Source organism: Lactiplantibacillus sp. ME-2, from assembly GCF_022549155.1.
Classification (GTDB): domain Bacteria; phylum Bacillota; class Bacilli; order Lactobacillales; family Lactobacillaceae; genus Lactiplantibacillus; species Lactiplantibacillus plantarum.
The window spans coordinates 1-25,400 of record NZ_JAKZEQ010000013.1 but is presented as its reverse complement, the minus strand read 5'-3'; the positions used below and the strand labels follow the sequence as shown (position 1 = coordinate 25,400).

Annotated in this window: 21 protein-coding genes, 2 tRNA genes and 1 pseudogene; 6 read left to right on the top strand and 18 right to left on the bottom strand. The window is 44.7% G+C overall.

Annotated features, from left to right (window positions below; all coding sequences use genetic code 11):
- Nucleotides 1–34 precede the first annotated feature (34 nt).
- The 5 genes from MMY95_RS06605 to MMY95_RS06590 form a co-directional block, all read right to left on the bottom strand.
- On the bottom strand, nucleotides 35–2,164 hold the full coding sequence (locus MMY95_RS06605; RefSeq protein ID WP_104795654.1) for a PBP1A family penicillin-binding protein: 2,130 nt from the start codon (nucleotides 2,162–2,164) through the stop codon (nucleotides 35–37).
- A gap of 293 nt (nucleotides 2,165–2,457) precedes the next feature.
- Nucleotides 2,458–2,580: a hypothetical protein gene (locus MMY95_RS15915; protein ID WP_003643109.1), complete on the bottom strand. Its 123-nt coding sequence runs from the start codon at nucleotides 2,578–2,580 to the stop codon at nucleotides 2,458–2,460.
- Between the two features lie 77 nt (nucleotides 2,581–2,657).
- On the bottom strand, nucleotides 2,658–3,119 hold the full coding sequence (gene argR / locus MMY95_RS06600; protein ID WP_003644266.1) for an arginine repressor: 462 nt from the start codon (nucleotides 3,117–3,119) through the stop codon (nucleotides 2,658–2,660).
- Between the two features lie 177 nt (nucleotides 3,120–3,296).
- Complete coding sequence (locus tag MMY95_RS06595) at nucleotides 3,297–4,418, bottom strand: aminotransferase (RefSeq protein WP_241277556.1); 1,122 nt, start codon at nucleotides 4,416–4,418, stop codon at nucleotides 3,297–3,299.
- A 65-nt stretch (nucleotides 4,419–4,483) separates the two neighbouring features.
- The gene (locus MMY95_RS06590) at nucleotides 4,484–5,092 is read right to left on the bottom strand and encodes a LysE family transporter (protein WP_003645229.1); all 609 of its coding nucleotides are present in this window, start codon (nucleotides 5,090–5,092) and stop codon (nucleotides 4,484–4,486) included.
- A 233-nt stretch (nucleotides 5,093–5,325) separates the two neighbouring features.
- On the opposite strand from MMY95_RS06590, the gene MMY95_RS06585 reads away from it, so the two are divergent.
- The 4 genes and pseudogenes from MMY95_RS06585 to MMY95_RS06570 all read left to right on the top strand — a co-directional run bounded on the left by MMY95_RS06585 (nucleotide 5,326) and on the right by MMY95_RS06570 (nucleotide 9,189).
- Nucleotides 5,326–6,777 carry a PLP-dependent aminotransferase family protein gene (locus MMY95_RS06585; protein WP_003644264.1) on the top strand — a complete coding sequence of 484 codons (1,452 nt, stop codon included), beginning with the start codon at nucleotides 5,326–5,328 and terminating at the stop codon, nucleotides 6,775–6,777.
- Nucleotides 6,778–6,879: 102 nt separating this feature from the next.
- Complete coding sequence (dltC, locus tag MMY95_RS06580; RefSeq protein ID WP_003644263.1) at nucleotides 6,880–7,122, top strand: D-alanine--poly(phosphoribitol) ligase subunit DltC; 243 nt, start codon at nucleotides 6,880–6,882, stop codon at nucleotides 7,120–7,122.
- A 270-nt stretch (nucleotides 7,123–7,392) separates the two neighbouring features.
- A pseudogene (locus MMY95_RS06575) lies at nucleotides 7,393–8,005 on the top strand (L,D-transpeptidase).
- A complete protein-coding gene (locus tag MMY95_RS06570) occupies nucleotides 8,005–9,189 on the top strand; it encodes an MFS transporter (protein ID WP_015380214.1) in 1,185 nt (394 codons plus the stop codon). The pseudogene MMY95_RS06575 and the gene MMY95_RS06570 overlap by 1 nt, the downstream one beginning before the upstream one ends.
- Before the next feature lie 11 nt (nucleotides 9,190–9,200).
- On the opposite strand, the gene MMY95_RS06565 is transcribed toward MMY95_RS06570, so the two are convergent.
- Genes MMY95_RS06565 through MMY95_RS06550 form a run of 4 tightly spaced genes read right to left on the bottom strand, consistent with a single transcriptional unit; the run spans nucleotide 9,201 to nucleotide 12,699 of the window.
- On the bottom strand, nucleotides 9,201–10,673 hold the full coding sequence (locus tag MMY95_RS06565; protein ID WP_104795653.1) for a family 1 glycosylhydrolase: 1,473 nt from the start codon (nucleotides 10,671–10,673) through the stop codon (nucleotides 9,201–9,203).
- A gap of 2 nt (nucleotides 10,674–10,675) precedes the next feature.
- Complete coding sequence (locus MMY95_RS06560) at nucleotides 10,676–12,031, bottom strand: PTS transporter subunit EIIC (protein ID WP_241277555.1); 1,356 nt, start codon at nucleotides 12,029–12,031, stop codon at nucleotides 10,676–10,678.
- 33 nt (nucleotides 12,032–12,064) lie between these two features.
- Complete coding sequence (locus MMY95_RS06555; protein WP_003643121.1) at nucleotides 12,065–12,364, bottom strand: PTS sugar transporter subunit IIB; 300 nt, start codon at nucleotides 12,362–12,364, stop codon at nucleotides 12,065–12,067.
- Entirely contained in the window at nucleotides 12,361–12,699 is a 339-nt protein-coding gene (locus tag MMY95_RS06550; protein WP_003643122.1) for a PTS lactose/cellobiose transporter subunit IIA, read from the bottom strand. The genes MMY95_RS06555 and MMY95_RS06550 overlap by 4 nt, the downstream gene beginning before the upstream one ends.
- Before the next feature lie 305 nt (nucleotides 12,700–13,004).
- Here MMY95_RS06550 and MMY95_RS06545 point away from each other — a divergent pair, with 305 nt between their 5' ends.
- Nucleotides 13,005–13,454, top strand: a complete 450-nt coding sequence (locus MMY95_RS06545) for a DUF3284 domain-containing protein (RefSeq protein ID WP_015380211.1) — start codon at nucleotides 13,005–13,007, stop codon at nucleotides 13,452–13,454.
- A 212-nt stretch (nucleotides 13,455–13,666) separates the two neighbouring features.
- Here MMY95_RS06545 and MMY95_RS06540 read toward each other — a convergent pair whose 3' ends face one another.
- The 3 genes from MMY95_RS06540 to MMY95_RS06530 all read right to left on the bottom strand — a co-directional run bounded on the left by MMY95_RS06540 (nucleotide 13,667) and on the right by MMY95_RS06530 (nucleotide 19,691).
- Entirely contained in the window at nucleotides 13,667–16,222 is a 2,556-nt protein-coding gene (locus tag MMY95_RS06540) for a PRD domain-containing protein (RefSeq protein WP_053267613.1), read from the bottom strand.
- A 134-nt stretch (nucleotides 16,223–16,356) separates the two neighbouring features.
- Entirely contained in the window at nucleotides 16,357–17,013 is a 657-nt protein-coding gene (locus tag MMY95_RS06535) for a hypothetical protein (protein WP_003643125.1), read from the bottom strand.
- A 683-nt stretch (nucleotides 17,014–17,696) separates the two neighbouring features.
- Nucleotides 17,697–19,691 (bottom strand): ABC transporter ATP-binding protein/permease, encoded by a 1,995-nt coding sequence (locus MMY95_RS06530; RefSeq protein WP_087509101.1) that lies wholly within the window; start codon nucleotides 19,689–19,691, stop codon nucleotides 17,697–17,699.
- A 269-nt stretch (nucleotides 19,692–19,960) separates the two neighbouring features.
- Here MMY95_RS06530 and MMY95_RS06525 point away from each other — a divergent pair, with 269 nt between their 5' ends.
- Nucleotides 19,961–20,437, top strand: coding sequence for a hypothetical protein (locus tag MMY95_RS06525; protein WP_053267611.1), 477 nt, complete (start codon nucleotides 19,961–19,963; stop codon nucleotides 20,435–20,437).
- A 205-nt stretch (nucleotides 20,438–20,642) separates the two neighbouring features.
- Here the strand turns inward: MMY95_RS06525 and argS are convergent, their stop codons facing one another.
- The 6 genes from argS to MMY95_RS06495 form a co-directional block, all read right to left on the bottom strand.
- On the bottom strand, nucleotides 20,643–22,331 hold the full coding sequence (argS, locus tag MMY95_RS06520; protein WP_011101383.1) for an arginine--tRNA ligase: 1,689 nt from the start codon (nucleotides 22,329–22,331) through the stop codon (nucleotides 20,643–20,645).
- Nucleotides 22,332–22,602: 271 nt separating this feature from the next.
- Nucleotides 22,603–23,049: a GNAT family N-acetyltransferase gene (locus tag MMY95_RS06515; protein ID WP_011101382.1), complete on the bottom strand. Its 447-nt coding sequence runs from the start codon at nucleotides 23,047–23,049 to the stop codon at nucleotides 22,603–22,605.
- Nucleotides 23,050–23,173: 124 nt separating this feature from the next.
- Nucleotides 23,174–23,248, bottom strand: a tRNA-Asp gene (locus tag MMY95_RS06510).
- Between the two features lie 56 nt (nucleotides 23,249–23,304).
- A tRNA-Gly gene (locus MMY95_RS06505) sits at nucleotides 23,305–23,375 on the bottom strand.
- 62 nt (nucleotides 23,376–23,437) lie between these two features.
- A complete protein-coding gene (locus MMY95_RS06500) occupies nucleotides 23,438–23,683 on the bottom strand; it encodes a hypothetical protein (protein ID WP_003643130.1) in 246 nt (81 codons plus the stop codon).
- A gap of 126 nt (nucleotides 23,684–23,809) precedes the next feature.
- Complete coding sequence (locus MMY95_RS06495) at nucleotides 23,810–25,201, bottom strand: MATE family efflux transporter (protein WP_241277554.1); 1,392 nt, start codon at nucleotides 25,199–25,201, stop codon at nucleotides 23,810–23,812.
- Between the last annotated feature and the right edge of the window lie 199 nt (nucleotides 25,202–25,400).

Here is a 25,400-nt window from a genome sequence, read left to right as displayed (position 1 = left end):
TGAATAGCATTAGTACGTTCAGAAGCTAGCTTTACTAGTTGCCAAGGAAACTTTTGGCTTTGGAGAACCAGTCTTTAGCCTTGTTCTTAACTGCATTAGCGCCCTTCTCAACGTTTTCCCATACGGATGATCCACTATCGGAACTATCCGAATCACTACTATTAGATTCGGTCGCCAGCGTCGCAGCATCCTTCGTACCAAAACTAGTATTATTCGTATTCGGCAAAATATTTTGTAATTCATTCTTGAATAACGAGGAAAGTTGATTTTCAGATAAACTCTTCAAATAATGAGTACTGTTCGTCGTATCAAATCCGATCCAAGTCGTGACCACAATGTCCGGGGTATAAGCAATCATCCACTGATCCTTCGTTCCCGAACCCGTACTGTAATCAGCCTGCGTACTCCCAGTCTTACCAGCAACCGAGTATCCATACGGCTTGGCCGCAGCCCCGGTCCCACTATTGTACGTGCCAAGCATCATACTGGTCATTTCTTTAGCAACGCTGGCGGACATAATTTTCTTCGTCTTAGTCTTCGTATTATCGACAACGACATTGCCACTAGCATCGACAATTTTCGTAATAAAGTGGGCCGTCGTTTTCTTACCACCATTCGCAAACGCTGTATAGGCACTGGTCATTTGAGCAGGTGATACCCCCGTCGTCAAACCACCTAAGGCAAGTGCCAGGTTATCATCCGACTTGGTAACGGGTAAGCCAAACTTTTTCACCGATTGATACCCTTTATTCACACCAATCTTATTCAATAACCAAACCGCCGGAATATTCATACTTTGCGATAACGCGGTATACATTGGGACCGATTTACTATAAACATTATCATAGTTTTTGGGCGCATATTTATTGGCCCCAAAAGTTTGCTTCTTATTAGAAAGGTTCGAATCATACGTATAACCATTTTGTAGTGCTGGTGTATACACTGCCAACGGTTTGATCGTCGAACCCGGCTGCCGCTTAATCTGAGTCGCACGGTTAAAGCCCCGGAAGACGTGTTTGCCCCGACCACCGACTACGGCTAACACACCACCCGTCGACGGATCAACCGCAATTGAGGCCCCTTGGACCTTCGTACCATCGTCCGCGTTGGCCGGGAACAACGTACTATCCTTAAAAGAATCTTGCATCTGTGTCTGATCATCTTGATCAAGCGACGTATAAATCTTATAGCCCCGATTCATAATGTCAGATTCCGTTAGCCCGTACTTATTAATTGCTTCATCAATCACCGCATCGAAATAATATGGATAATTATAACCACTTTCATAATGGTAGTTATTCGTCAGCGTCATCGCCTTTTGCGAATAAAGCTTATACTCACTTTTGGAAAGCTTATTATTAGCGACCATGTTATTCAAGACGACGTTTCGACGAGCCGTAGACGCTTTCGGATGATTGATTGGATCATAACCACTGGGCGAGCTCAGCATTCCGGCCAAGGTCGCCGCCTGGTCAACAGACAACTCTGACGCGTGTACGCCAAAATATCGTTCAGACGCATCCTCAGCTCCCCAGACACCGTGGCCGAAATAAGCGTTATTCAAATACATCGCTAAAATTTGGCCCTTAGAATAGACATTTTCAGTTTCAATCGCCAAAAAGATTTCCCGAAACTTACGTGAGAAGGTCTGTTGTTGTGTTAGGTAGGCGTTTTTGACCAATTGTTGCGTCAACGTACTCCCACCACCACTAATGTAGTCACGGCCAAGTATCTTATTGATAACGAGCAGGACAAATGCCCGCCCGATTCCTTTGACTGAGAAACCATGTTCTTTATAGAAATTACGGTCTTCAGTCGAAATTACCGCGTTCTGTAAGTTTTTTGAAATACTACTCAAATGGACATAGGTTCCCTTTTGTGAATAGAGTGAACCGGCCTTTTTATTGTCCTTATCATAGATTTCAGTTGTCTTTTCTAGCTCCGCCTGTAAATTACCAATTTTAGCCGTCTTGGCTTCATAAGTTAAATAGGCACTCCCAATTAAGATGACGGTCAAGACGAGTACAATTAGCCACCGTGTGATTTGTCGCCGGTGCCATTGGTAGCCGACGACGGCAGCGAATCGCTGCCAATAGGGTGCTAACCAATTGCCAATGACTCGTAAGCCGTCTTTGATCGTGGCCCAAAAACCATTTTTTTGCATAATCTTCCCCTTGTTCAGCCGACGCACCTGTCACAACGTCCGCGTTACTTGTTAGCTTTTACAATTGTATCATAAATTTTCCGATGCTCAGTAATTGACCACAACCTTGAAAAAATCTTCAACAATCAAACGCAACTCATTTTGTAGATAACCCGATGTTTGCCAGTTGTTGCCGAAATCACTGATTTAGGCCACGTGTTGTAACCAGATTAAAGGTCACTACGATAAAACGGCCATAAACAAAAAAAGCTTCCGAGCCGTCCATATGACATACTTGAAAGCTAGCTCAGCCATTACTTGCGCCGGACACCCCGGCGGTTAGCGTTGAGCTCATTTTGTTGTTGTTTAAATTTATCGAAGGTCGCATCGCGTTGTTTTTGATTCTTTCGAGGCGCCCGTTTCTTCGTATATTTCATATCTCACACCTCTTTTGATGACAATAATCATACCGTGAACGACGGCTTAGTGCAACCAATTAGACTGCTCACCACAGTCAGTCTTCATTACTAATGTGACTAGCAAAGGATTCGTATAGCTGCTTTGCCACCGTCGTATTCGGACTCACGACAAAGATCGTGTCGTGACCAGCCAAGGTCCCACTCACTTCTGGCAAGTTCAAATCATCAATGATCGCCGCCAATAGATTCCCATTACTCGGTAGCGTATGAATAATATTCATGAATTCAACACGGTCAATGCTCGTCACCACATCGTGTAGCGTTTCAAATAGCCGGTCCTGTTCATTTTTGTTAGTTGTTTTAAAAATCGCGTACCGCGTCTGACCGTGCTCATCCGGCGTCTTAACGATCTGCATCTCTCGGATATCGCGCGAAATCGTCGCTTGCGTCGCAGCAATGCCCTCTGCTTTAAGCTTAGCCATCAATTCTTCCTGGGTAGCGATCGGATATTCACTAATTAATTGTTCGATAACTGCTTGGCGCTCTGACTTTTTCATGTCGCGAAACCTCCCCAAATCTTGTAATGAATACATTATAGCAAATATTCACTTGGCAAACTACGCACAGAACTTCAAAAAGCACATTTTCCGCCACTATTAGGAAAATGTGCTTAAACAAATTTGTATAATTATTTAAAAGTAATGAGTCAACCACGGTTACCAGTCCACTAGTAACTAATCAAAGCGGCGTAAATATTGCCCTAATAAATCCAGACCCCGTTGTAACGTCGGCGTATCCGTACAGTAACCTAAGCGGGCGTGCCCCGGAATATCGAAACGTGAACCAGGCACTAATAAAACACCGGTATCCCGCAGTAATTGTTGACAGAACGTCTCATCATCGATCGGTACTATTAGTTTAATACACGACACTGAAACGCCATGTGGCGTAATCAATTCGACCCGCGGTTCCTGTGCGACCCACTCTGTCAGAATTTTGAGGTTGCGACTGACTAGCTCCCGATTTCGCGCCAGAACGCGTTGGCGGTGCGCTAAAATTCTAACGGCCAGTTGGTCATTCAAAACGCCCCCGCAGATCATCGTATAATCACGATACTTCCGAAAAATATCAGCAATGGCTTGACTAGGTGTCGCCGTCCACCCGATCCGGATACCAGGCGCTGAATAGGTCTTGGATAAACTGTTGACCGCAATTCCACGCTCGTATAAATCGGCAATTGAGACGAACGGGGTTTCATCCAGTGGCTCGTAGACCTCATCGGCCAAAACGTACGCTCCAACTGAGCGAGCTAATGTGACGACCTGTTCTAACAGTGTTCGATCTAGTAAACTCCCAGTCGGATTGATGGCATTATTGAGTAAAATCATCTTTGTTTCCGGCCGGATCAAGCGTTGCAGTTCCATAATATCCGGCAACCAGCCCGCTGACTCATGAATATGCCAATAATCAACCGTAGCGCCCAATGACTTGGGAATATCATACAGCTGCTGATAACTCGGGTACAGTGCAATCACGTGATCGCCGGGTTCCACCAAACTATAGATTGCTAAATGATTAGCCCCGGTCGCCCCATTTGTTTGGAGAACATTGGCTGCTGGCACTTGCTCGTATAACTGACTAACGAGTTCTTTAAATCGTGGTGAGCCCTCGATCCAGCCATAATCCATCCGGGCCGCCCCTAGTTCTTCGTAAAAATCCTGTGGTGCTTGTTGGTCGTCTAAAGCCGCAATTTCTGCCATCGTTAAGGCTGCGATTGAGCTTTGACTAATATCAGTGGTTGCTTCACGCTCATGTGCGTTTAACCAGGCCTCCACTCCGAAACCAGCAATCTTCATGCGTATCGTCCCTCTCATAAAAAGTCCAATACGACTAGCATACCGATTGTCAGAGGTAACCGCAACTATATTTTCGTGATGAAGGTTGCTAGCAACTTCACGCCGTATAGAATAATGATGCCACCACAGATTCGATTGATCCAGAGTAGGACTCGTGGTTGCATGAGATGTTTAAACTTACTGATCAAGCTGGTCAGACCGATGAACCAAATAATGGATGCTAGGATGACCCCCAACATAAAGAAATGGGTCAGTGCCGCCGGGATTGACACCCGAAACGCCGCCAACAACACGGAACCATCAATCAGTGCTTGCGGATTCAGCCATGCTACCGAAAAAGCGGTCAGAATCGCTGCTTTATATGAAAAGTCCGCGTCGAGGGTCCCCATTGCCGTGGCCTTTTGCCGCAACAGATTCCAGCCAATGTAAAAGACCAATAAACTCCCAATCAACAACACCCCTAATTCGAGCCAGGGAGTGGTCTGCAACAATCGGCCCACCCCATAAAAGCAAGCCAGGGAGAGCGACGTATCGAACGCAATTACAATTAAAGCCACCCGCAATGCCCGTTGCAATGGTTGTTCAATAGCTGTCGAAACCACAAATAAGTTTTGCATCCCGATTGGTGCAATGTAAACAATTCCAAATAATAATCCTTGTAAAAACACTTGCATGTTTTGACCTCCTTAAGACCAGCCAATTCGATTCTTTTACCAACCAATTATCGTTCAATCAATTGGTCATATCCGACTAGCTTTTAATTCAGAGATGATTATAATAGAGATAATTTCATTTGTAGCCAACCAATTTAACAATTTTCACCCAACCACCTGAATCAATCATCAAATTTCTGGCTAGTAGAATGACAGCTTAATTCGCCCGCATGGGCACTCAGGAGGCGTTTGCCATGGCAATTTTAACGATCAACTGGCAACCAAATAAACAGGTCAGCACACCAATTTACCAACAAATTACTAACTATTTTCAAGAACAAATCGCGAAAGGCAATTGGGCCGTTGGGGCTAAGCTTCCTGCGCAGCGTAAACTGGCCGAACAATTCGGCGTGAATCGTAGCACCCTAATTACGGCACTTGATGAACTAATGGCAGTCGGCTTAATTACGAGCAATCCAGGCTCTGGGATGGTTATTTCAGGTAACCATTGGTCCAGCTTATTGGCGGAACACGTCAACTGGTCGCAATATGTTAAAGCAGGCCAATTCAAGCCCAATTCCCACGCGCTCCAAAAAATCAACCAATTTGAAACCGATGCGGTTATTCGTTTAAGTACGGGTGAACCCGCACCAGAACAATTTCCCCGTCCACTTTTTCAACGGGCCTTTGCACATCTAGGCGAACAGTTAACGAGTTTGAACTATACCGAGCCTGCGGGCATTTTGGCTTTGCGACAACAAATTGCACGTCACTTGGAAAAAGTTGGGATTCATACCCATCCGGAAAACATTCTGATTACTTCCGGATCATTACAAGCGCTCCAACTGGTCTCAATGTCACTATTTCCCAAAGATGCCACCATCTACACGGAAGCACCTACTTATGTCAAATCTTTACACGTCTTTCAATCGGCCCACACCCATCTCGCTGGCATCCCGATGGACAGTCAGGGCTTGGCGTACTGGCAGATGAACGCCCCCATTCAGGGACACCATGCCATTCTTTACACGATTCCGACATTCAATAACCCGACTGGAATCGTCATGAGTGCCGAGCGACGTCAACAGGTCTTACAAACCGCACAAGAACACCGCTTACCAATCTTAGAAGACGCCGCTTATCAAGATGTCTGGTTCGATCAGCAGCCGCCACAGCCACTGAAGGCACTCGATAAGACTGGCAACGTTATTTATTTTGGTAGCATCTCAAAGTCCCTTGCACCGGGATTACGCATCGGCTGGACGGTGGCCGCCAAACCGGTCATCGATCGCTTGACTGACGTGCGCATGCAAACCGATTACGGCGCTAGCTCACTGTCACAACTTGTACTGGCAGAAATCTTAGCTGATCCTGAATATGAAACGTATCAAGCTGATTTCCGGTCCGTACTTGTCAAGAAGGCCGCGGCGGCAGAACAAATTCTGCATCATTACTGGGACGATTTTGCGACTTGGCAGACGCCCACGGGTGGCTTTTATCTGTGGGTCCGCTTAGCCGACAACATTAATATTCCCAAATTATTCGACCTTGCCACTGCGCACAACGTTCTCTTCAACCCTGGTAGTATCTACGATTTCCAGCCGAATCAGTACATTCGTCTGAGCTTTTCTTATGAATCCAGCGATCGCTTTGAACAGGGGATTAAAATTTTAACTGATTTAATTCACGCCAATTTTAACGTTTAATCAAGTAAAGATTTCGTTAATACACCTGATTAACCATCATCGATGATAAAACTATGCTAGAATGAAGACTGAATAATTCACAATAATGATAAGGGGCGTATTTTGATCATGGATGATGTTAAAGCAACGGTACTATCGATCTTGCAAGATTTAACTGGGGAAGATGTTTCAAACAATATGGATGCCAATTTATTTGATGAAGGTATCTTAGATTCCATGGGTTCCGTACAACTGTTACTAGAACTTCAAAATCAGCTTGGTATTGAAGTGCCCGTTTCCGAATTTGAACGTTCTGAATGGGAAACGCCTGCTAAAATCGTAGCTAAGGTCGCTAGTTTACAATAAATAAAAATTCAAATCGCCGTTAAGCACGCTGCTTAATGGCGATTTTTTAATTAGCTGGAAAAATTGTCTAATTAACAGCTGATTTACTGCAAATAACTTTAATTTGCCGATTTCCGACATTACCCGTGGCACCAGCAATAATGGCTATCACAACTCATTTTGGAAAATTTTACGAAAATGATATGCAAAGTTTACACAATTTTGATAAACAAACGTTCGCTAACTGAGTAAACTAAAATCACTAAAATCATTTTTGTAAGGGATGGTATTTTGAAAATCAGTGTTCATCAGCTCATCTGGGTCACGATTGGCGCAATTAGCTTAACTATTTTTACCGGATTCGGACACCTATTTGCCCGGCACCACCAGGCTATTGCCAGTAATCGGCCAATCACTAAAGTTAGTCATTCAGCAACTAAGGTAACCACGCCAGTCCCGGAGACCGTTGACTGGCACAAGCCCTCCCTGTCACGGCCGTATCCCAAACTGGCTAAATACGATGACATCAACATTCAGGTTTCAATCAAAAAACAGCGAGTCTACTTAAAAAACCACGATCAGACCCTTTATACCATGCTTGCTTCTACGGGCAAACATGGCTCTGATACCCCCAAAGGACACTTTGAAATCCAAGCCGAACGAGGACAACACTTTTTTAACACGCAATCGGGTGAAGGCGCCAATTACTGGGTCTCATTCAAGGATCATGGGATTTACCTATTTCACTCAGTCCCAGTCGATGCTAACGATCAATACATCGTTAAAGAAGCCCAGCAACTTGGTAAAAGTCGCCAATTCACATGGTTGTATTCGTCTGACGATTGCTGATGCCAAATGGCTCTATGAAAACATTTCAACCCATACACCGGTGGTTGTCAGTTAATGAAAAAAGAATTTAGGCCACATCCTAACGACCGCCATAATCTACTCTGCTATCTCAGCAGCATGTTAATTACCTTTTTTGGCTTCTATGGCTTTACTTACCTAGTCACCTGGTTAACGATTGAAAAGACCGGTGATCCCCAGTTACTCGGCAACGTCATGGCGATGACAATGCTGCCGGCAATCGGTCTGAACCTAGTAGCTGGTCGGGTACTTAAATACTACTCAGCCAAACAAATGATGTTCATTACGGATATTTTGACGGGAATACTCTTCATTGGTGCCTATTACGCACTAAATACGGTTAGTTGGCAAATCACTTGCTTAGTCATCGTCGCCGTTCTTAATAAATCAATTGGGGTCTTTTATAAGCTCAGTAACAAAACGATTTTGCCAGATCTTCTTGCGCCCGTAAATATTCAAATCGTCAACGGCTATCAAACTCAGATTCGCCAGTTGGCCATCGTTAGCGCGACAATGCTCGTCACGATGGCATTACTATGGGTAACACCGGCTACCCTAATCTTAACAATGGGGATAGCGTTCTTGGTTTCAGCCGGCTTCGATTGGCAATTCCGAACACGTTCCAATCTCTCCTCGGATTCGGTTGTCACCGTCAAGCTAGACCGCCATCGATCATGGCCGACATGGTCGTTACTGTACGCCGTTCTCGGTTATCTGGTCGACGCGACGATTGCAGTAGCCGTTCCTTGGCTCGTCGTCAGCAAGTTGCATAGTCACTGGCCACTTAGCTGGTTCTTAACAGCTAACGCCACAGGTATCTTATTGGCACCACTATTGCTAAAACGATGGTCAAAGCAATCCCTGCTAACTTTGACGGCCTTCACCGGTGGGTGCTTACTACTTATGTGGCCGACCTTTGCCAGTCTTATGATTACCATGTTCTTAATTGGTGCATTACGCGGACAGACCAACATTAGTTTTTTCACCACTATCCAACAAATCCCCACAAACAATCGTAATACTCTAATGACGGGGGTCTTAACCGTCATCGACACCACTACCGTTATTGGTAGTTTGCTAGCACCCCGTTTGATCTTAATGCTCGGTTCTTGGACCCTCCCCTTGCTTGGTGGTGGTATCCTCTTGTTTTGTTTGACGCGGCTAATTATCTTATTGAACAACCAAAAGCAGTCTTCATCCGATATCGACGAAAACTGCTGAGCAACAGTCATTTAATTTGAGGCCGAGGGACCTAGATCTTGACCATTGGATGCAATCACTCGCTGATACCAGTAGAAAGAGTCCTTCGGGATTCGGGCCAGAGTTCCACTACCATCGTCTTGACGATCCACATAAATCAATCCGTATCGTTTAGACATTTGCCCTGTACCTGCAGAAACTAAATCAATACAGCCCCAACTGGTATAACCAATCAGTTTGACGCCATGGTGAATTGCCGTTGCCATTGCTTGAATATGTTTACGTAGATAGCTAATCCGGTATACATCATGGATTTGACCATCTACTGTCAAATAATCCTTGGCACCCAATCCATTTTCAACAACCATTAGTGGTAAATGATATCGATCATTCATCAGCTCCAAATAATATTGTAGACCAGCCGGGTCATCCGCCCACTCCCATTCAGAGTATTGTAGATATGGGTTACGCGCGCCCATCGAAAAATTACCGCCAACAGTTGCACTGACCTCATGTGTTGTAACTGCCGTTGACATGTAATACGAGAAGGTATACCAGTCAACCGTACCGGCTTTCAAGGCTTCTAAATCACTGTCCGTAATGTCTAAATCAACTTGATGCTCATTCCATAAACGTCGTGCATAGGTTGGATACTGTCCCTGGCACTGCACATCACCACAGTAATAGATGTTTTGTTCCCAGACGTACCGATTCTGCAAGACATCCGCCGGATCACAGGTTAACGGATAAGACGTGATACCGCAAATCATGCAACCAACTTTATTTTCGCCATCAATCGCATGTGCTTGCTGTACGGCTAAAGCACTAGCGACAAATTGATAATGTAATTGTTGATAAGCGCGTTGGTAATCTGCATCACCGGCTTTGGCACGCAATGCCAGAAACATGATCGTATTATTAATTTCATTGAAGGTAATCCAGTGCTTTACCAGCCCACGATACGCCGTAAATAGCGTTTCCGCATAATGCTGGTAAAAACCAATCATCCGACGGTCATTCCAGCCACCATACGTTTCCTCCAGATACTGTGGCATATCGAAGTGTGAAATCGTCACCAATGGTTCAATTTCATATTTTTTCAAAGTTTCGAACACCTGGCGATAAAAATCCAACCCTGCTTGATTAGGTTCATTTTCATCGCCGCGTGGGAAAATCCGTGACCAGGAAATCGACATTCGATACATTTTGAAACCCATCTCTGCAAACAGCGCAATATCTTCTTGATATCGATGATAGAAGTCAATACTAGTCTGATTAGGATAATAGTCATCTGGCAGTACCGCTCCGTGTGCTCCAGCAGGAATTGAATCCCCTTTTCCAGGAGTACCATCCGCTTGCAAATAAGTGACTTGCCGTCGCTGATTAAGGCCTCCCATTGTCGTAATATCCTTCATAGTCAGGCCCCGACCATCAACATCATAAGCACCTTCGCATTGATTAGCGGCAGTAGCCCCACCCCAGTAAAAATCAGCCGGAAATTGCATATTCACACCTCTTTCTCAGGCTTCACAGGTTGCATGGGCGCATTACCTTGATTCGAAACTGCCGCCCGCTTTTCTTCAGCTTCAACTGCCGCCTCTTTGGCAATCAGTTGCTTTTCATAAACTTTAAAGAAGGGATACCAGATAAGCGCTGACGGAATCAGCATCAAATAGTCAGTCAATGCGTTGCGCCAACTGAGCGTACTGAGATAACTTCCAAAACCCATGGGTAAAATCGCGGTAATTACAATCCACCCCGGTGTTAAAAATCCAATCTTGTATAGTACGAGTGCACACAACATAACTACCGGAATATTCAGGACAAACGGGATACTCATAATCGGATTATACATAATTGGAATACCAAAAGTCATGGGTTCATTAATTTTGAACCAGCCGGGGATAATTGACAGCTTACCAACGGCACTCAGCTGTTTAGATTTAGAACGCATCGCCATTAGCGCTAACGGCAGGGTATTCCCAGTTCCACCTGCTACGGTCATAAATGAGAACAACATCACAGGTGCAAACACCACCGGCTTCCCAGCTGCCTGCAATGCGGCATTTTCAGAAACCGCTTGAATCACTAACGGCATCACAATTGGGACTAAAATCATCGTACCATGAATGCCAAAGGTCCATAATAAAGCACCCAAGATACACAGGACAAAAATACCTATGGTTGCAGTCAGTGCACTCAGTGGAATTGCCAGTAATTCCATAAAACCCGAACAAATATTATACTTACCGGCTGTTCCAACCGTGACTAATAACGATGCGCCCAAGAAAATCACGGCGTTAAACAATAATGGCACAATGGATGCAAAACCGTCTTGGAGAAATTGGGGGACTGCATCTGGCATGTTGATTCGAATATTCTTGTCTGTACATAATTTCTCAACGCGGACGGAAATCCAAACTACGACGAAGCCAATAAACATTCCCTGAGCACCTAAATAGGTTGTATCAATGCTAACTGTTCCAGTCTTACTGACAATCAACCCACCGGCCACAATCCAAAAACCAAATAATGCGTCAATCGCATTCATGATTGGGGCCGTCATTTTTAAATTCTTGGCGTAATGGAATCCCAAGAATAAAACAACCCAAATTGATAAAGAATTCATTGAGAATTGGAATGGAATCTTCAAGTAGGCTAACAGAATACTCTTTGCTGATAACACGCCAAACATCGTCGGTCCAAGTACTGACATCGTGATTTGAAAGATCGCGCCAACCATTAGAATACCCATCAAAGACATCATAGCTGCCTGTAATGCGGTAATAAACTTATTATTGCCAAGTCCCTGGCCGGCGCGTTGTAAGCCGACCATCAGTTTACTATTAAAAAAGCGTTCCATCGTCCTTCACCCCCGAATACTAATCCCTCGTCATCACACCAAGTTCTCGGCCAGTTTGAAAATATGGGCACTGTCACCCACCGCATAGTCCAATGGTGGAATAGCAGCGACGGGCAACCCAGTTGCCGCCTCAACTTCACCCTGCCGATAAGCCACTTGCGGCCCCATTAAAATAACGTCATAGTCCTGATAGACATCTTCATACGCGGACAAGCCTACTGCCTGGATTTGCCCTGCAACACCTTGTTCGTCACGATATTGCTGTAACTTTTTCATTAAAATGCTGGTTGACATACCGCCCGCACAAACTAATAACACGTTGATTGCCTTCATAAATCGACCATCCTTTCAAATTTTTGAGACATCTTTAACATCTCAGCGATTAACTCGTTAGCTAACAGACTCGTCATAAAATGATCTTGAGCATGAATTAGTAAAATATCAATGGAAACCTGTTGACCATTCGCCTCAGCCACCAGTAGTTGGGTTTGAACATCATGTGCTTTCCCCAGTGCTTCACTAGATTGCTTCAATAACATCTTAGATTCGGAGAAAGCATCGCGATGCATCGCATCTAACGCATTAAAAGCCAGCGTACGACCTTCACCAGAATACGCGATAAGTGTCATTGCAATGTCTTGAGTTTCAGTATTATTGGCTAATGTCATTATCCGGTTACCTACTTTCTGTATTTGTCGACAAACATATCGTAACAAGTTTTGTCATTAACCACAAAAGCGCTTACATATGCTTGTGTATAGATTTAAGGTCCATGAATTAGCAGTATCAACACACACGTGGCGTCATAATAGCTGAATTAGACTAAATATCCAACTTCATCACTATTAGTGTATAGGTTTAATGACCAATTTATGTATTGTGTATAGCTGATTCATCGGGTTGTATAGCTTACTCATTTTAACGCGTTTTTTTCAGCCTTGAACTGTCGAAAATGTCTCGCTATAATCGAATCATGAAAATCATTCGCACACTTGCCGTCACAAACACGGAATTTTATGACTGGTTAGAAAAACAACTACTCATAGAGATTCAAGCCGCTACTGGTGAAATACTCACAGCAACGTCAATCAAGAAAGGACTGACATATACAAAAACGACCGCCAAAACGGCCGCTCAGATTAAAATTACGATTGACGATTATCAGCGTGGGATTAAGTACCAAATGACAGCTATTTCACCACTGGATACCGTAACCGTGACCTATTCGACCATTGCTGAAGGCACCAAAACAACCGTGACCTTTCTAGAAGATGTTGACAGTTATCGGCCACAACAACACCATTGGCTACTCAGAAATTTTAGTCAAGCACTGCTACTCGGACGGATGTCTGACAAGTTATTGCAACTCGAACAACAAATCATTGCTCACCGAACAACAACTTGCAAACCGAGCCAACCATAGATACTTTGTCAACGGTTAGGCCTTTAAATTCATACGAATCGCTGACCATCTAAATAGTCGCTTCAAGCAATCGCCACTGCTTGAAGCGACTTATTTAAGTCTCATTTAAAAACTGCTCCGTCAATGCTAGAACCAACCATCATCTCCCCATCAAAATCAAAGCTGACACCTTCCTGATATCAATCTCAAACGATTATCCGTGGCACTTAAGATTAGTGTAATTGCTTTAAGATGACCAGTAGCGTCCCAATCATCTCATCATTCACAATCAGTTTAAATGTCTGCTCGACCGGCCGTAGACACCGTCGTAATTGCTGATAATCTTGCGAATACTGGGTCACTAATTTCCGCGTTTGCGCCGTTGTCGTCACAATCTTGCCAGCCAAAATACGGTCAATCATGCTACCCAAGTGAACAAACAGGCCAATTTGTTGATCCTCAGTTAGTTGGTATAAGGTTGTCAAATCATCCATGAGTGGTGGTAACACACGCTGCAACTTAGCAACTTCTGCGTATTCGAACTGCGTCTTAAAATACTGATAGATCTGATTATAAGTATCCCAGCGACCAGCTTCCGGCCGAAACATCAGCACTTGATCTAACTGCTGATGTGAATGTTCAAAAATTGCTGCCATCGAAATAAACGGAATGCCGAATAATTGAGGATCAAAGGTGCCGACAAATGCATGAATCTGATAAACCTGTTGTAGTCTAAGTACGGTTGCCACCAACTCATCACGATGCCCAATTGCCAACGCTTTGACGCGCATCTGTAACCGTGAATATTGGTCAATATAATCTTTTAATTGCGCAGCACCCCCCTCACCCGTATGACACAGCGTAATAATCAATTCATCTTTTGTTGTCTTTTCGGCGTTCAGTTGGTTTAGATCGACTTGCACTAGATGATAAACATCGTCCACGTCCATTACGCGCGCACTCTTTCGAGCAGCATCGACTCCGACTAAAGTCACTGGGACTTGAATCATCCGAATTTTGATCGCGAGTTCGCCTTGAATGGTCGTCAACATCCATTTGATTGCCCCCATATCATAAATGACTAGCACACCTGCACCGCAATCAATCTCGCTGATTTTATGCTTCAGTGCCTTCATCACCATCGTGCTATCGGATGATAAGTCAACATCATAAGCATAAGTATTGCTGACAGCGCTGAGCGTGTTCGTTGTTCGCATCAGGGCCTGGGCAGTCCCCATTCCTTGCATGACGTAAAGCACAACCGGGTGATGACGCGTCACTGGTGATTGTGCAACTAAAAACGTTGCTAATAAAGCAGCTTCAGCCGGTGAAATGGTCAAATCTAGTTTTGTCGCTAAGACCTGTGCTAATTTAACAGCAGCCTCATATTCGGCCACATGTTGTGACTGTAATTGCGTGATCATTGTCGCTGATGCAGGTTTGGTCGTTGGCATTTGGCGATACATCCCATTAATGTGTAAACATAATCCATTAAACACACTCTCGGTCAACGGCCGTGCCAATAACCGTTCACAATCTGGTTGCCACTCTTTGACAATCTTAATAATTAGTGGCGCAACGATTTGTGCTAAATTTTGCGTATTGGACGCACGCTGTTGGACGATACTCGGTTTTATCACTGACGGTGATTGTTCAACTGACCTTGGCACTTGGACACTGCAAGGATTTGTTCCCGGCTCAACTTGTTGCCGACTCGCTTGCAATGAATCTGAGCTCAAACCCGAAGACGACTTGGCCGCAAACGATAAATCAGCTGCTGCCAACACGGCCGCCAATTCTTGTTGATAGTCCCGTTCGTGCGCTAACGCTTGTTGAACGGCGGGCGATAGATCCGCAAGGTACACGCGAACTTCACGGTCAGCATCAGCCATAAATCGGACATAAGCCTGCGCACAGGCCATCGTGATGGTCGCTTTCATCGTTTTCAAATTCTGATCATAATTTGCCAGCATGAGCGCCTGGGCAACGGCTAGTTCCAATCGAATCGTCCGCTTGGATTGTTGAGCTTCAATCGTCAAAAAACGACGAATCAACGCCCATCTTTCTGACCACGGTCGTTGCTTAAAATCAGGTAATTCAATTTTCATTATCAATTGCTGCGTCCTAAGAATTTCCTGATCAATCCCGCTCACTAAAATGATTAACGGTGGTTGCTTATGGGACGCCACGGCTTCCATGACACTCGTCAATTGTGCGCGTTGCGGGCCATCTAAATAGTCGTAATGGTCGATCACAACAATACCGCCCTCGGAGTGTGCCCAAAGACTGTGCGCTAGCTGGCCATGCTCACCAAATAATTGACTATCAAGTTGGTGAATATCGTCTGCATAATCACGACACTTAACAATGATGGGGCTGCTAGCTGCCGTTAATATACCCCGTTGCTCAACAAAATTCTGAATTTCGTGTACAAACGTGGTACTGCCCGCCCCACCGTTTGCCACAATGTGAATATTCAAAGGACCACTCGGATACAAAACAGCCGCTTTTGCTAGTTTGATCGCATGTTGCAAGCTATTTAAACGACCAATTAGTCCCGTAAATGGCTCTTGGAGGTGGGACGCAGCTAATAAAAATTGAACTGGCCGCGTCTTAGTCTTGACCAATTTTTGTTTGCGCACTAAGGCATTCAAAGCCGCGCTAACATTTGTGCGTTGCATTTTCAATTGTGTAGCAATGACCATTGCTGTCACACCATCGTGATACCGCGTATCCGTTAAAACCAATTTGCGTACCGTATCATAAATAAGCTCTCGTGTCGTTTCCATTAGATTTCCCCCACAAAATTCGCATCACTACATTTATACCAGATTTGTACATATTTCGCTGTGATTGGCATCCGCAAAAAAAGCACCCGTTGCTCATCACAGCGCGTGTCGTTTTGATCAATAATTAGCCATAATTAAGCCACAAGTTTGGTTAAAATTTGCGTGGCATCCGCCAAAACTTTTTCTGGGTGCTGGCGGGCGTCAGTCAACATACCCAATGGCTCTAAATTCATTGCAGCAAATTCTGCGTGCCGAGTTTGAAATTGACGATGGAATGGGAGTAAGTCACTGGCCGTCATCGCTGACCTAACAGCTACTGGTGCTGGATAACGATTCAACACGGTGTAGATTTTAGGATTGGTCAGTGTGTATTCCATGCTGAACTGTAAGGCCCCTAAATCTTGATACAACAACGTGTTGACATCCGTTTCAGTCGAATAGGTTAAAATAATTTGTTGCGCTAATGGCAACCAGCACTCGTTGAGTAACCAAGTATAGTTATCGTGTTTCGGACCCGTAGAATCAAGATCTATCAATAAATAATCCGTCTGGACACCCTGCAACGCTATCCAAAAGTTGTTGAGCTCGTTAGCCGTTCGAATATCTGACTGCCACTCATGGCAGTGATGCTTTTGAATGGTCCGCCACGTAACGGTTTGATAATTGCAACTAACGATGGTGACCGTCATTTTCCAATTAGTCAATACGTTCGCTAACGCCAGTGTCAACAAGCTCTTGCCACTAGCAACCTGCGTTCCACCAATGACTAGTGTCTGTGGTTGTTTCCTCAAAACAAAACCCTCCTTAGCTTAATTTACACCAACAGCATACCCGGACAGTCGCTGAATTACTAGTGTTTTGCATGTATAACAGGGGGGACTTTGGGCTTTTTATGAGAAGTCACTGATAAGTTTGTTGGCGAATTAATTCACTCGTTGAATAAGTCAAGTGGGCGATGGATTAATTCTGCATAGGGTTGACAAGACACGGTTTTGGCCATAAAAAGTAAGCGCCAACATGTATAGCAATCAATTTAAGCGGATACAATTGAATTTCACCATTGCTACTTATCTTCTCAAAAATTAGTTTTTACTAATAATGTTTAGTTATGTCAATTAACTAACTAGCACCCGGTTTGTAAAGAACCATCATCGACGTCTCAAGTACACGCTAACTGCCAAATAACCATCCCCAGCTACCTACGACCAGAAGATATTAATCAAAATTAGCTCGACTAGTAATGCAGAACCTAGCCGAGCTAATTTACTTTTCTCAATCAGAAGTTTCTGCGTACCCTGGGCGAGCCAATATTAGAACTGGCTGCTGTCGTTAATACCAGCCCTAATGAATTAATGACCCCCACCCCTGAATAAAACGACTATTTTGCGACATCCCGCACAGTTTTTAACCACTCCTTCAAACAAGTTGACTGGTTAGCATAACTTTTCCATCACGATAATTATCCAATCACTTGTTATTCAGCGGCCAAGGCTTTGATCGGATTAGCCCGCGCAGCCCGCCTTGCTGGTAAAATAGCCGCAAGCCAGGCGATAATAATTGCGATTATAAAAATTGCAATTACGTTGCTGAGCTGAATCTGAACTAGCGCATACCCGCCAGTTAGCTTAGCCAGACCATGATTTAGCCCTCGTTCAGCTAAATAGGACAGCCCAGTCGCTAACGTGGCACTGATAATGCCTAACATCAGCGCTTCACTAGTAAATAGCCGGCGAATATCACGCCGGCGCTCTCCCAACGACCGCAGAATACCAATTTCTCGCATCCGAGCACTGACCGACATGAACATCGTTACAATAATCATTAATGCGGAAACGATTAATGAAATCCCCGCAATCGCCGCCAACACTTTAGTGGCAATATTAACGTAAGTATTGAACGAATCCAAAGTGGCCGCAATACTAGTCGCGGCAAATGGATGCTTGCCATTAATTGATAAGTGGTTAATTTCATTGACCACGACCTGATTTTGCACCCGACTCTTAATTCTAACGCTCACAAACGTTGGTTGTGTTGAGACACGTGCTGCTGAACGCATCGACTGCATCGTGGTGTAGTTAACTGCATTCAAACCGACCTCAGAGGTACTATCTACTATTCCGGCAACCGTCAACACACGCGCCACGGTCACGGGTTGCCCTTTTTGATTGAAGGTTTGATAACTCACAGTCACAGCCCGACCCACTAACTGACGCCAACGCGTTGCCGACCATTTCTGCGCGATTGAAGACTTATCTAATACGATTTGATTGTCACCCGCCACGTGGCCTGCTTTCAACTGCCGGGTCGGGTCACTACTCGTCCAGGTCGTCAGTTCAGGTGCGGCATACTTTTGTTGTCCAATCGCAATCGTTGCGTTTGTGGCTGAAATCCCGGGTTCCACGTTGGTCACGTGCTTAAGGTCACGCAACGCTGTGAGTTGTGAGTCGGTGAACACTGGCATCCGGGCTGCGATACCACCGGCTACAGCTGGATCATAGACGGCCGCAGCCTGTTCATCACGATCCTTCGCGTTATCCGCTTGGTGCATGACCATAATTGATTGTGGGTCCACCAACGCATTCATTTCGTGATTAATATACCCTTTTATGCCGGTCCCCAGACCATTGAAAATCATGACGGCGAATAATCCAATCGCTGTGCCAACGACAATTAGCGTATTCCAGATCCACGTATGCCGCATATGCTTGAAGGCCATCATGACTGATACCCAATACGATAGTGGCCGCGCAGGTAGTGACGCAACCGTTTGCGTGGTGCCGACATTTTGGGTGGTCACTGGTTGTGACTTAATTCGTCCATTCACCAACTCGGCAATCCGGGGCGCCGCACCCGCCACGCGCTGTGAATGGGTCACACAAATCACTAAGCTCCCTTCCCGTGCGATTTTTTGAAGCATGGCCATGACATCGGCGGTATTGTCTGCATCCAGCGCACCAGTCGGCTCATCCGCAATCAAAATTTTAGGATCACCGGCTAATGCCCGAGCGATTGCCACCCGTTGTTTTTGACCACCTGATAATTGTTGCGGGTATTTTTTTATTTGTGCCGTCAAGCCAACGTTTGCTAGGAGCTCGTGTGCCCGCCGCAATCGGTCACCATGGCTTAATTTAGTCATATCTAAGGCTAGCATGACATTCTCAAGCACGGTCAAATGACCGATTAGATTGTAGGTCTGTGAGATATAGCCAATGACTTCGCGCCGGTACTGATCCAGCTGGCGCTCATGATGATAATCAAGTGGTTGTCCAGCGATACTGACGGTTCCCGTGAAATCATGGTCTAGTCCTCCAATAATATTCATCAAGGTTGTCTTACCACCACCTGATTCACCGACAATCGCCACAAACTCACCGAGTTCAAACTGCAAGTTAATGTCCTTCAAGACGTTGAATGTTTGTTTGCCAACCTGATAGTTCTTACAAATATTTGTTAGTTCTAAGTAGCTCATCACCAAGCCCCCAATATGGCATTTTGAATTAGTTTTCAGAATACCACCCCGGACGACTAAACAGGTCATTAAAATTTTAGTATTGGAAGTTGCCTTATTAAGATTTTAATGTTTGTTTCGATCATCACACCGACTTATAATCAGACATAAATCATGCTTGGTTTCACTAACTCGGATGGGCGGTCATTTGTAAGCATCACGACGCCCGCAACCCAGTTTGAGCATTTATCTGAAGAAAACACAGCCAAGCCTCAAACGGAGGGATAACCATGAAAAAGGCTTTCAGCTTAATCGGTTCCGACTATATTCGTTGCGCGATTTTTTTCGTGATTGCTTTTTATGCCGTCACCGCAGATCCCAGCGGCCGTTTTCACCTACATTGGACGTTAACCAACCTCTATCTGACTTCTGCATACTTCTTCGGCCATCCACTCCTAATGTGCCTATTGCCACGACTTACCCATAACCCTTTTCAAATGATTTCAGTCGCTTCACGTGCCTTGAATGATGCGACCGGTCAACATCAAACAATCACTCAAATTTATCATAACGCCGTCAATCCCGTCAGTAGCCGTGATATGTTGCTCTCTCAAAATGAATATCGTGACGATATGATATCGATCAGTGTTTCCTTTGTCATTCATGGTTGCCTATTGTTACTATCTTGGCCGTTGATCGGGATCATTTTACTCGGCCGGGGCGGTAAAGCCTTGATCCGTCGACTGATAATCCACTTCACACGATAAGTCTGGTTCCAGTTACAATAGTGGACCTCCGCTACCTACTTGCGATTTCTGCGATTGGTTCACAACTTGCGTTCGCCATCGGATGTATATCGAGTTCCGTGCCTCTACGGCCGCAACAAAAAAATGCCACGCATTCTCGCCCGGCTTTAACGGCCGGTTTAGTATGCGTGGCGTTCAAATTTGAACAGTTGTTAATTAATTCTAATTACATTTCATCGGGAGCCTTAACGCCAAGTAAGCGAAGGGCTTCCTTCAGGACGATGCTGACACTCTTGACCAAAGCCAGACGAGCGTTTAATTCATCATCTTCAACTAAGATTTTGGTGTTAGCATAATACTTGTTGTATGCCTTGGCTAAGTGGATCGCATACTTAGCAATAACGGATGGTTCGTATTCCGTGCTGGCACGTACTACAGTCGCTGGGAATTCACTCAATAACTTCAAGGTATCCCAAGCGGCTGGGTCGCTTAACGTTTGCTCGGTTGCCGCAATTTCTGGGCTACCAGCTTTACGTAAGATACTTTCAGCGCGTGCATGGGCGTACTGCACGTATGGCCCAGTCTCACCCTCGAAACGAACAACTTCTTCCAAGTTAAAGTCAAAACTGTTCATCCGTTCGTTCTTCAAATCATGGAAGACCACAGCGCCAATCCCAACCGCATCCGCAACTTCATCCTTGTTAGGCAAGTCCGGATTCTTGGCTTCGATTTGTTCATGAGCTAACGCAACCGCATCGTCCAAGACCTTATCAAGCAGGATGACCCGGCCACTCCGAGTTGACAACTTCTTACCACCAGAAGTAATCAAACCAAATGGAATGTGGTGGATCTGGTCAGCCCAGTCAAAGCCCATCTCGGTCAACACAGCCTTTAATTGCTTAAAGTGGTTGGTCTGTTCATTCCCAACGACGTAGAGGGACTGCACGAAATCATAAGTCCGTTTCCGGTAGATCGCAGCGGCCAAGTCCCGCGTGATGTACAAGGTCGCGCCATCTGATTTTTTAATCAATGCCGGATTCAAGTCATATTTGCTTAAGTCCACCACTTCGGCGCCTTGACTTTCTTGCAAGAGGTGCTTGTCTTCCAAGATGTCGACAACTTCTTGCATCTTATCATTGTAGAAGGCCTCACCCTTGAAGGAATCAAAGTCGATATCCAATCGTTGGTAAATCTTCTTGAACGCTTTCAATGATTCTGAGCGGAACCATGACCACAGATGGGTGGCTTCTTCATCACCATTTTCCAATTTCTTGAACCATTCACGCGCCTCGTCATCCATTTCAGGATGATCGACGTCTTCTTTATGGAAACGTACATAGTATTTTAATAAGTTATTGATTGGATCAGCTTTGACCTCAGCTTCGCTTCCCCACATTTTGTAGGCCGTGATCAACTTACCGAACTGCGTGCCCCAGTCACCTAAGTGGTTGATCTTAACGGGTTGGTAATCCAACTTACTTAAAATATTTGCCAAAGAATTCCCAATCACTGTTGACCGCAAATGCCCCATTGAGATTGGTTTGGCAATGTTTGGCGATGACATATCGATGGGAACTTGACCCGCTTCACCGAGCTTAGCATCACCAAAATGGCCACCATTCGACAACACTTGATTTAAAATATCGGCTGCAAACGCATCCTTCTTGAAGAAGAAGTTAACGTACGGGCCCATTGCAACAACTTTTTCAAAGTCACTGCTATCGACTTTTTCGACGATGTCGCTGGCAATCATTTGAGGTGCCTTGTGTAACGTTTTGGCTAAGGTGAAGGTCGGAAAGGCCAAGTCCCCCTGCTTAGACGTCTTTGGTTGTTCGATCTTGTCTAGAATCGCTTCCTGCGTTAAATCTGGTAGTGCTGGCGCTAAGGCCGCTGCGACGAGTTGTTTATAATCCATATTGTCCTCCTTGATTGTCTTACGGGACAAAAAAAGTCCCTCACATATTTAAAAACATGTAAGAGACGAGACGTGCCCGCGGTACCACTCTAATTGATATGACATCCACTTATTATCGAATTGTCGTCTTCAAAAGCGCGCTTCCAATAATGTTTAGATTCGGCTCCCATCATCCCGAACTCGCTGGTCTAAACGTTCATCGTACTATTCTTTCTCATTAGACGTATATATTTTTACCATGCGTTAGTATAACAGAATTCAGCCGTTTTGACTAGTTCAACGTTAAAATCATATTCTGATGTGGAATCCCATCTTCTAAATAAACGCCAGAGACTGGTTGAAAACCAAATCCACGGTAGAAGCGATCTAAGTAATGCTGGGCCTGAATATTGATTTGCGTCGTGGAAGGCCACAACGCTTGAATCTGCACAATCGCCTGTTGGAGCAACTGCTGACCGTAGCCGTGCCCCCGCACCGCCGGATTGGTGATCACCCGGCCGATACGGGCCTGCTGGTTGGCTTCACGCATTAATCGCGCATATACTAGCAGCTGTCCCGTTGAATCCAGCCCTCGTAAATGCCAAGCCATCAAGTCCGTATCGTCGACTTCTTGATACGGACAGGCCTGTTCGACGACAAAAACCGCCACTCGTAACTTGTAAATCTGTTGTAACTGCCGAACAGTTAACTCATCGAAAGATGTTGTTATAAATTGCATTTGCGCTCCTTAACGATTACTGTTGATCACCCATCCGGTCAACTATTTAGTCATCTTGATTTTTACTCAATAAAAAAGAACGGGTCATTGCTGACTAACGTTCTTGATTATCATCATCTATTGACGGTCCGTACGAGACTCGAACTCGTGATCTCCTGCGTGACAGGCAGGCGTCCTAAACCAACTAGACCAACGGACCATGCGCTCAAGGAGCTTGAGAATACAATGACTACTAACCGAAATGATTAATAGCAAAGCGGGTGACGGGAATCGGACCCGCGACGCAAGCTTGGGAAGCTTGAATTTTACCACTAAACTACACCCGCATTTGACAACAGAAATTAGTATAGCATACATTTTTTCTGTTGTCATGGTTATTTATAAATTTTTAGTCTTCTTTTTCTGGGACGACTTTCGGCTTTGGAGCCGCTTTAATGAGCTTAGCATCATCCTTACGAACAACTGCGCGGTGGTTATACTCGTTAACAATTGGTTCGTCAGCTTTTTGAAATTCCTTAATTAAGATCAAGACTGAATTTTCATACACTTTTTCAATTTCACCCTTGAAATCATGTTCCAATGAAGCAAACTTCTTACCAGCGACGTAATCGCCAATTTTTAATTCTACGGCCATTTGTAAACTCCTTAACGTTTTTCAATTCATGCCCCGTCCACAGGTGTCCGGGAGATTATATGAGTGACTTTAAAATAAAATTGATAACAAATACTATCAAATAATCCACTTGGTTGCAAGCCTTAATTACAATTTTTCCGAATCGTTTAATATTGGTTCGGCCCCTTCTGCGACCGTGTTTGTCATGCGGGCCTGTTGTCGTAAATCGTGGACTGATTTAATATAAGCAGGCAAAAGCACGGCACACGACCCTAACCAAGCTAACGGTTCCGAACTACAAGCACCGGCGTAATCGAAGATCTGAACTAAGATCAGTGCTGCAAACACCCGCATAAAGAGTTCCGCCGCGCCTGCCAAAGTTGGAATTGCGCTGCGTCCAAGCCCTTGCAAGGTATTACGCATAATAAATAACATTGATAATAGGATATACGTGCTCCCGATGACGTTAAAATACGTCTGGGATAAGTTCAATACCGCCATGTCCTGATGACCGACGAAGAACCCCACAAGCTGTTTACCCCAAATAATTTCAATCAAACCGGCAGCCACACTAAAGCTCCCCGACAGCCACATGGTCTGTTTGACTCCCGTGATAATCCGTTCATACTGATGAGCACCATAATTCTGAGCCGCGAAAGTCGCCATGGTGACCCCAAAAGACATTAATGGCTGAGTCGCGACTTGGTCGATTTTCTGAGCGGCAGTCGTCGCCGCCACTGAATTAGTACCAAGACTATTCAGTGCCGCTTGTAACACAATCGTTCCAATCGCGATGATCGACATCTGAAAAGCCATGGGTAACCCAACATTCAGGTGAGCCTTCACTTCCGACCAAACTAACTTGAAGTGGCGCCGTCCAATGTGCAAGATGGGTACTTTGACGATGATGTAAACCACACACATGAGCGTTGCAATGGTTTGTGCTAAAATGGTTGCCCAGCTCGCCCCGGCAATGCCCCATTTGAAAACCAAAATGAATAACAATTCCAAGCCAATATTAATTAACGCGCTGATAATCAAAAACCATAAAGGCGTGCGACTATCACCGAGTGCGCGAATGATGTTTGACAACAGGTTGAACGCAATTGGTGCCAGCATCCCGCCAAGCATAATTTGTAAGAATGTCCGCGCATCCGCAATGATATCCGTTGGCGTTTGCATTAACAACAAGATATGGTCAACGAAGATCAACGACAGAATCGTCAAAATGATCCCAACAATTAGACTAACTACGATACTAATCGCAAAACTGCGCCGCACTGCTTTAAAATCACGTGCCCCAAAATGTTGGGCTGTTAATATGGATAAGCCAGCGGTTAACCCCTGCGCAAAGCCAATGATCAAAAACTGAACACTCCCAGTTGATCCAACTGCCGCTAGGGCTTTAACCCCTAACGTCTGACCAACGATCAACGTGTCCGATAAACTATAAAATTGCTGAAAAATGTTACCGATTAGTAACGGAATCGTAAACCAAAAAATTAATTTTAGCGGTTTTCCCTTTGTTAAATCGTTCATTTTCGCACTCCTTTCATTAATTAAGATGACGTACTTGTAATCGTTTTCTTGGTGCTTTGCCAGACAAGCAAACTTTGCTAGTATATCAACTTTAGATTTATAATACTAGTCCTTTGTTCGCAAATATTAAATATTTTATTTTAATTAGGGACTGTCTGAAAACTAAAAATTCAGGTATAATCTGAGGAAAAACGAATCG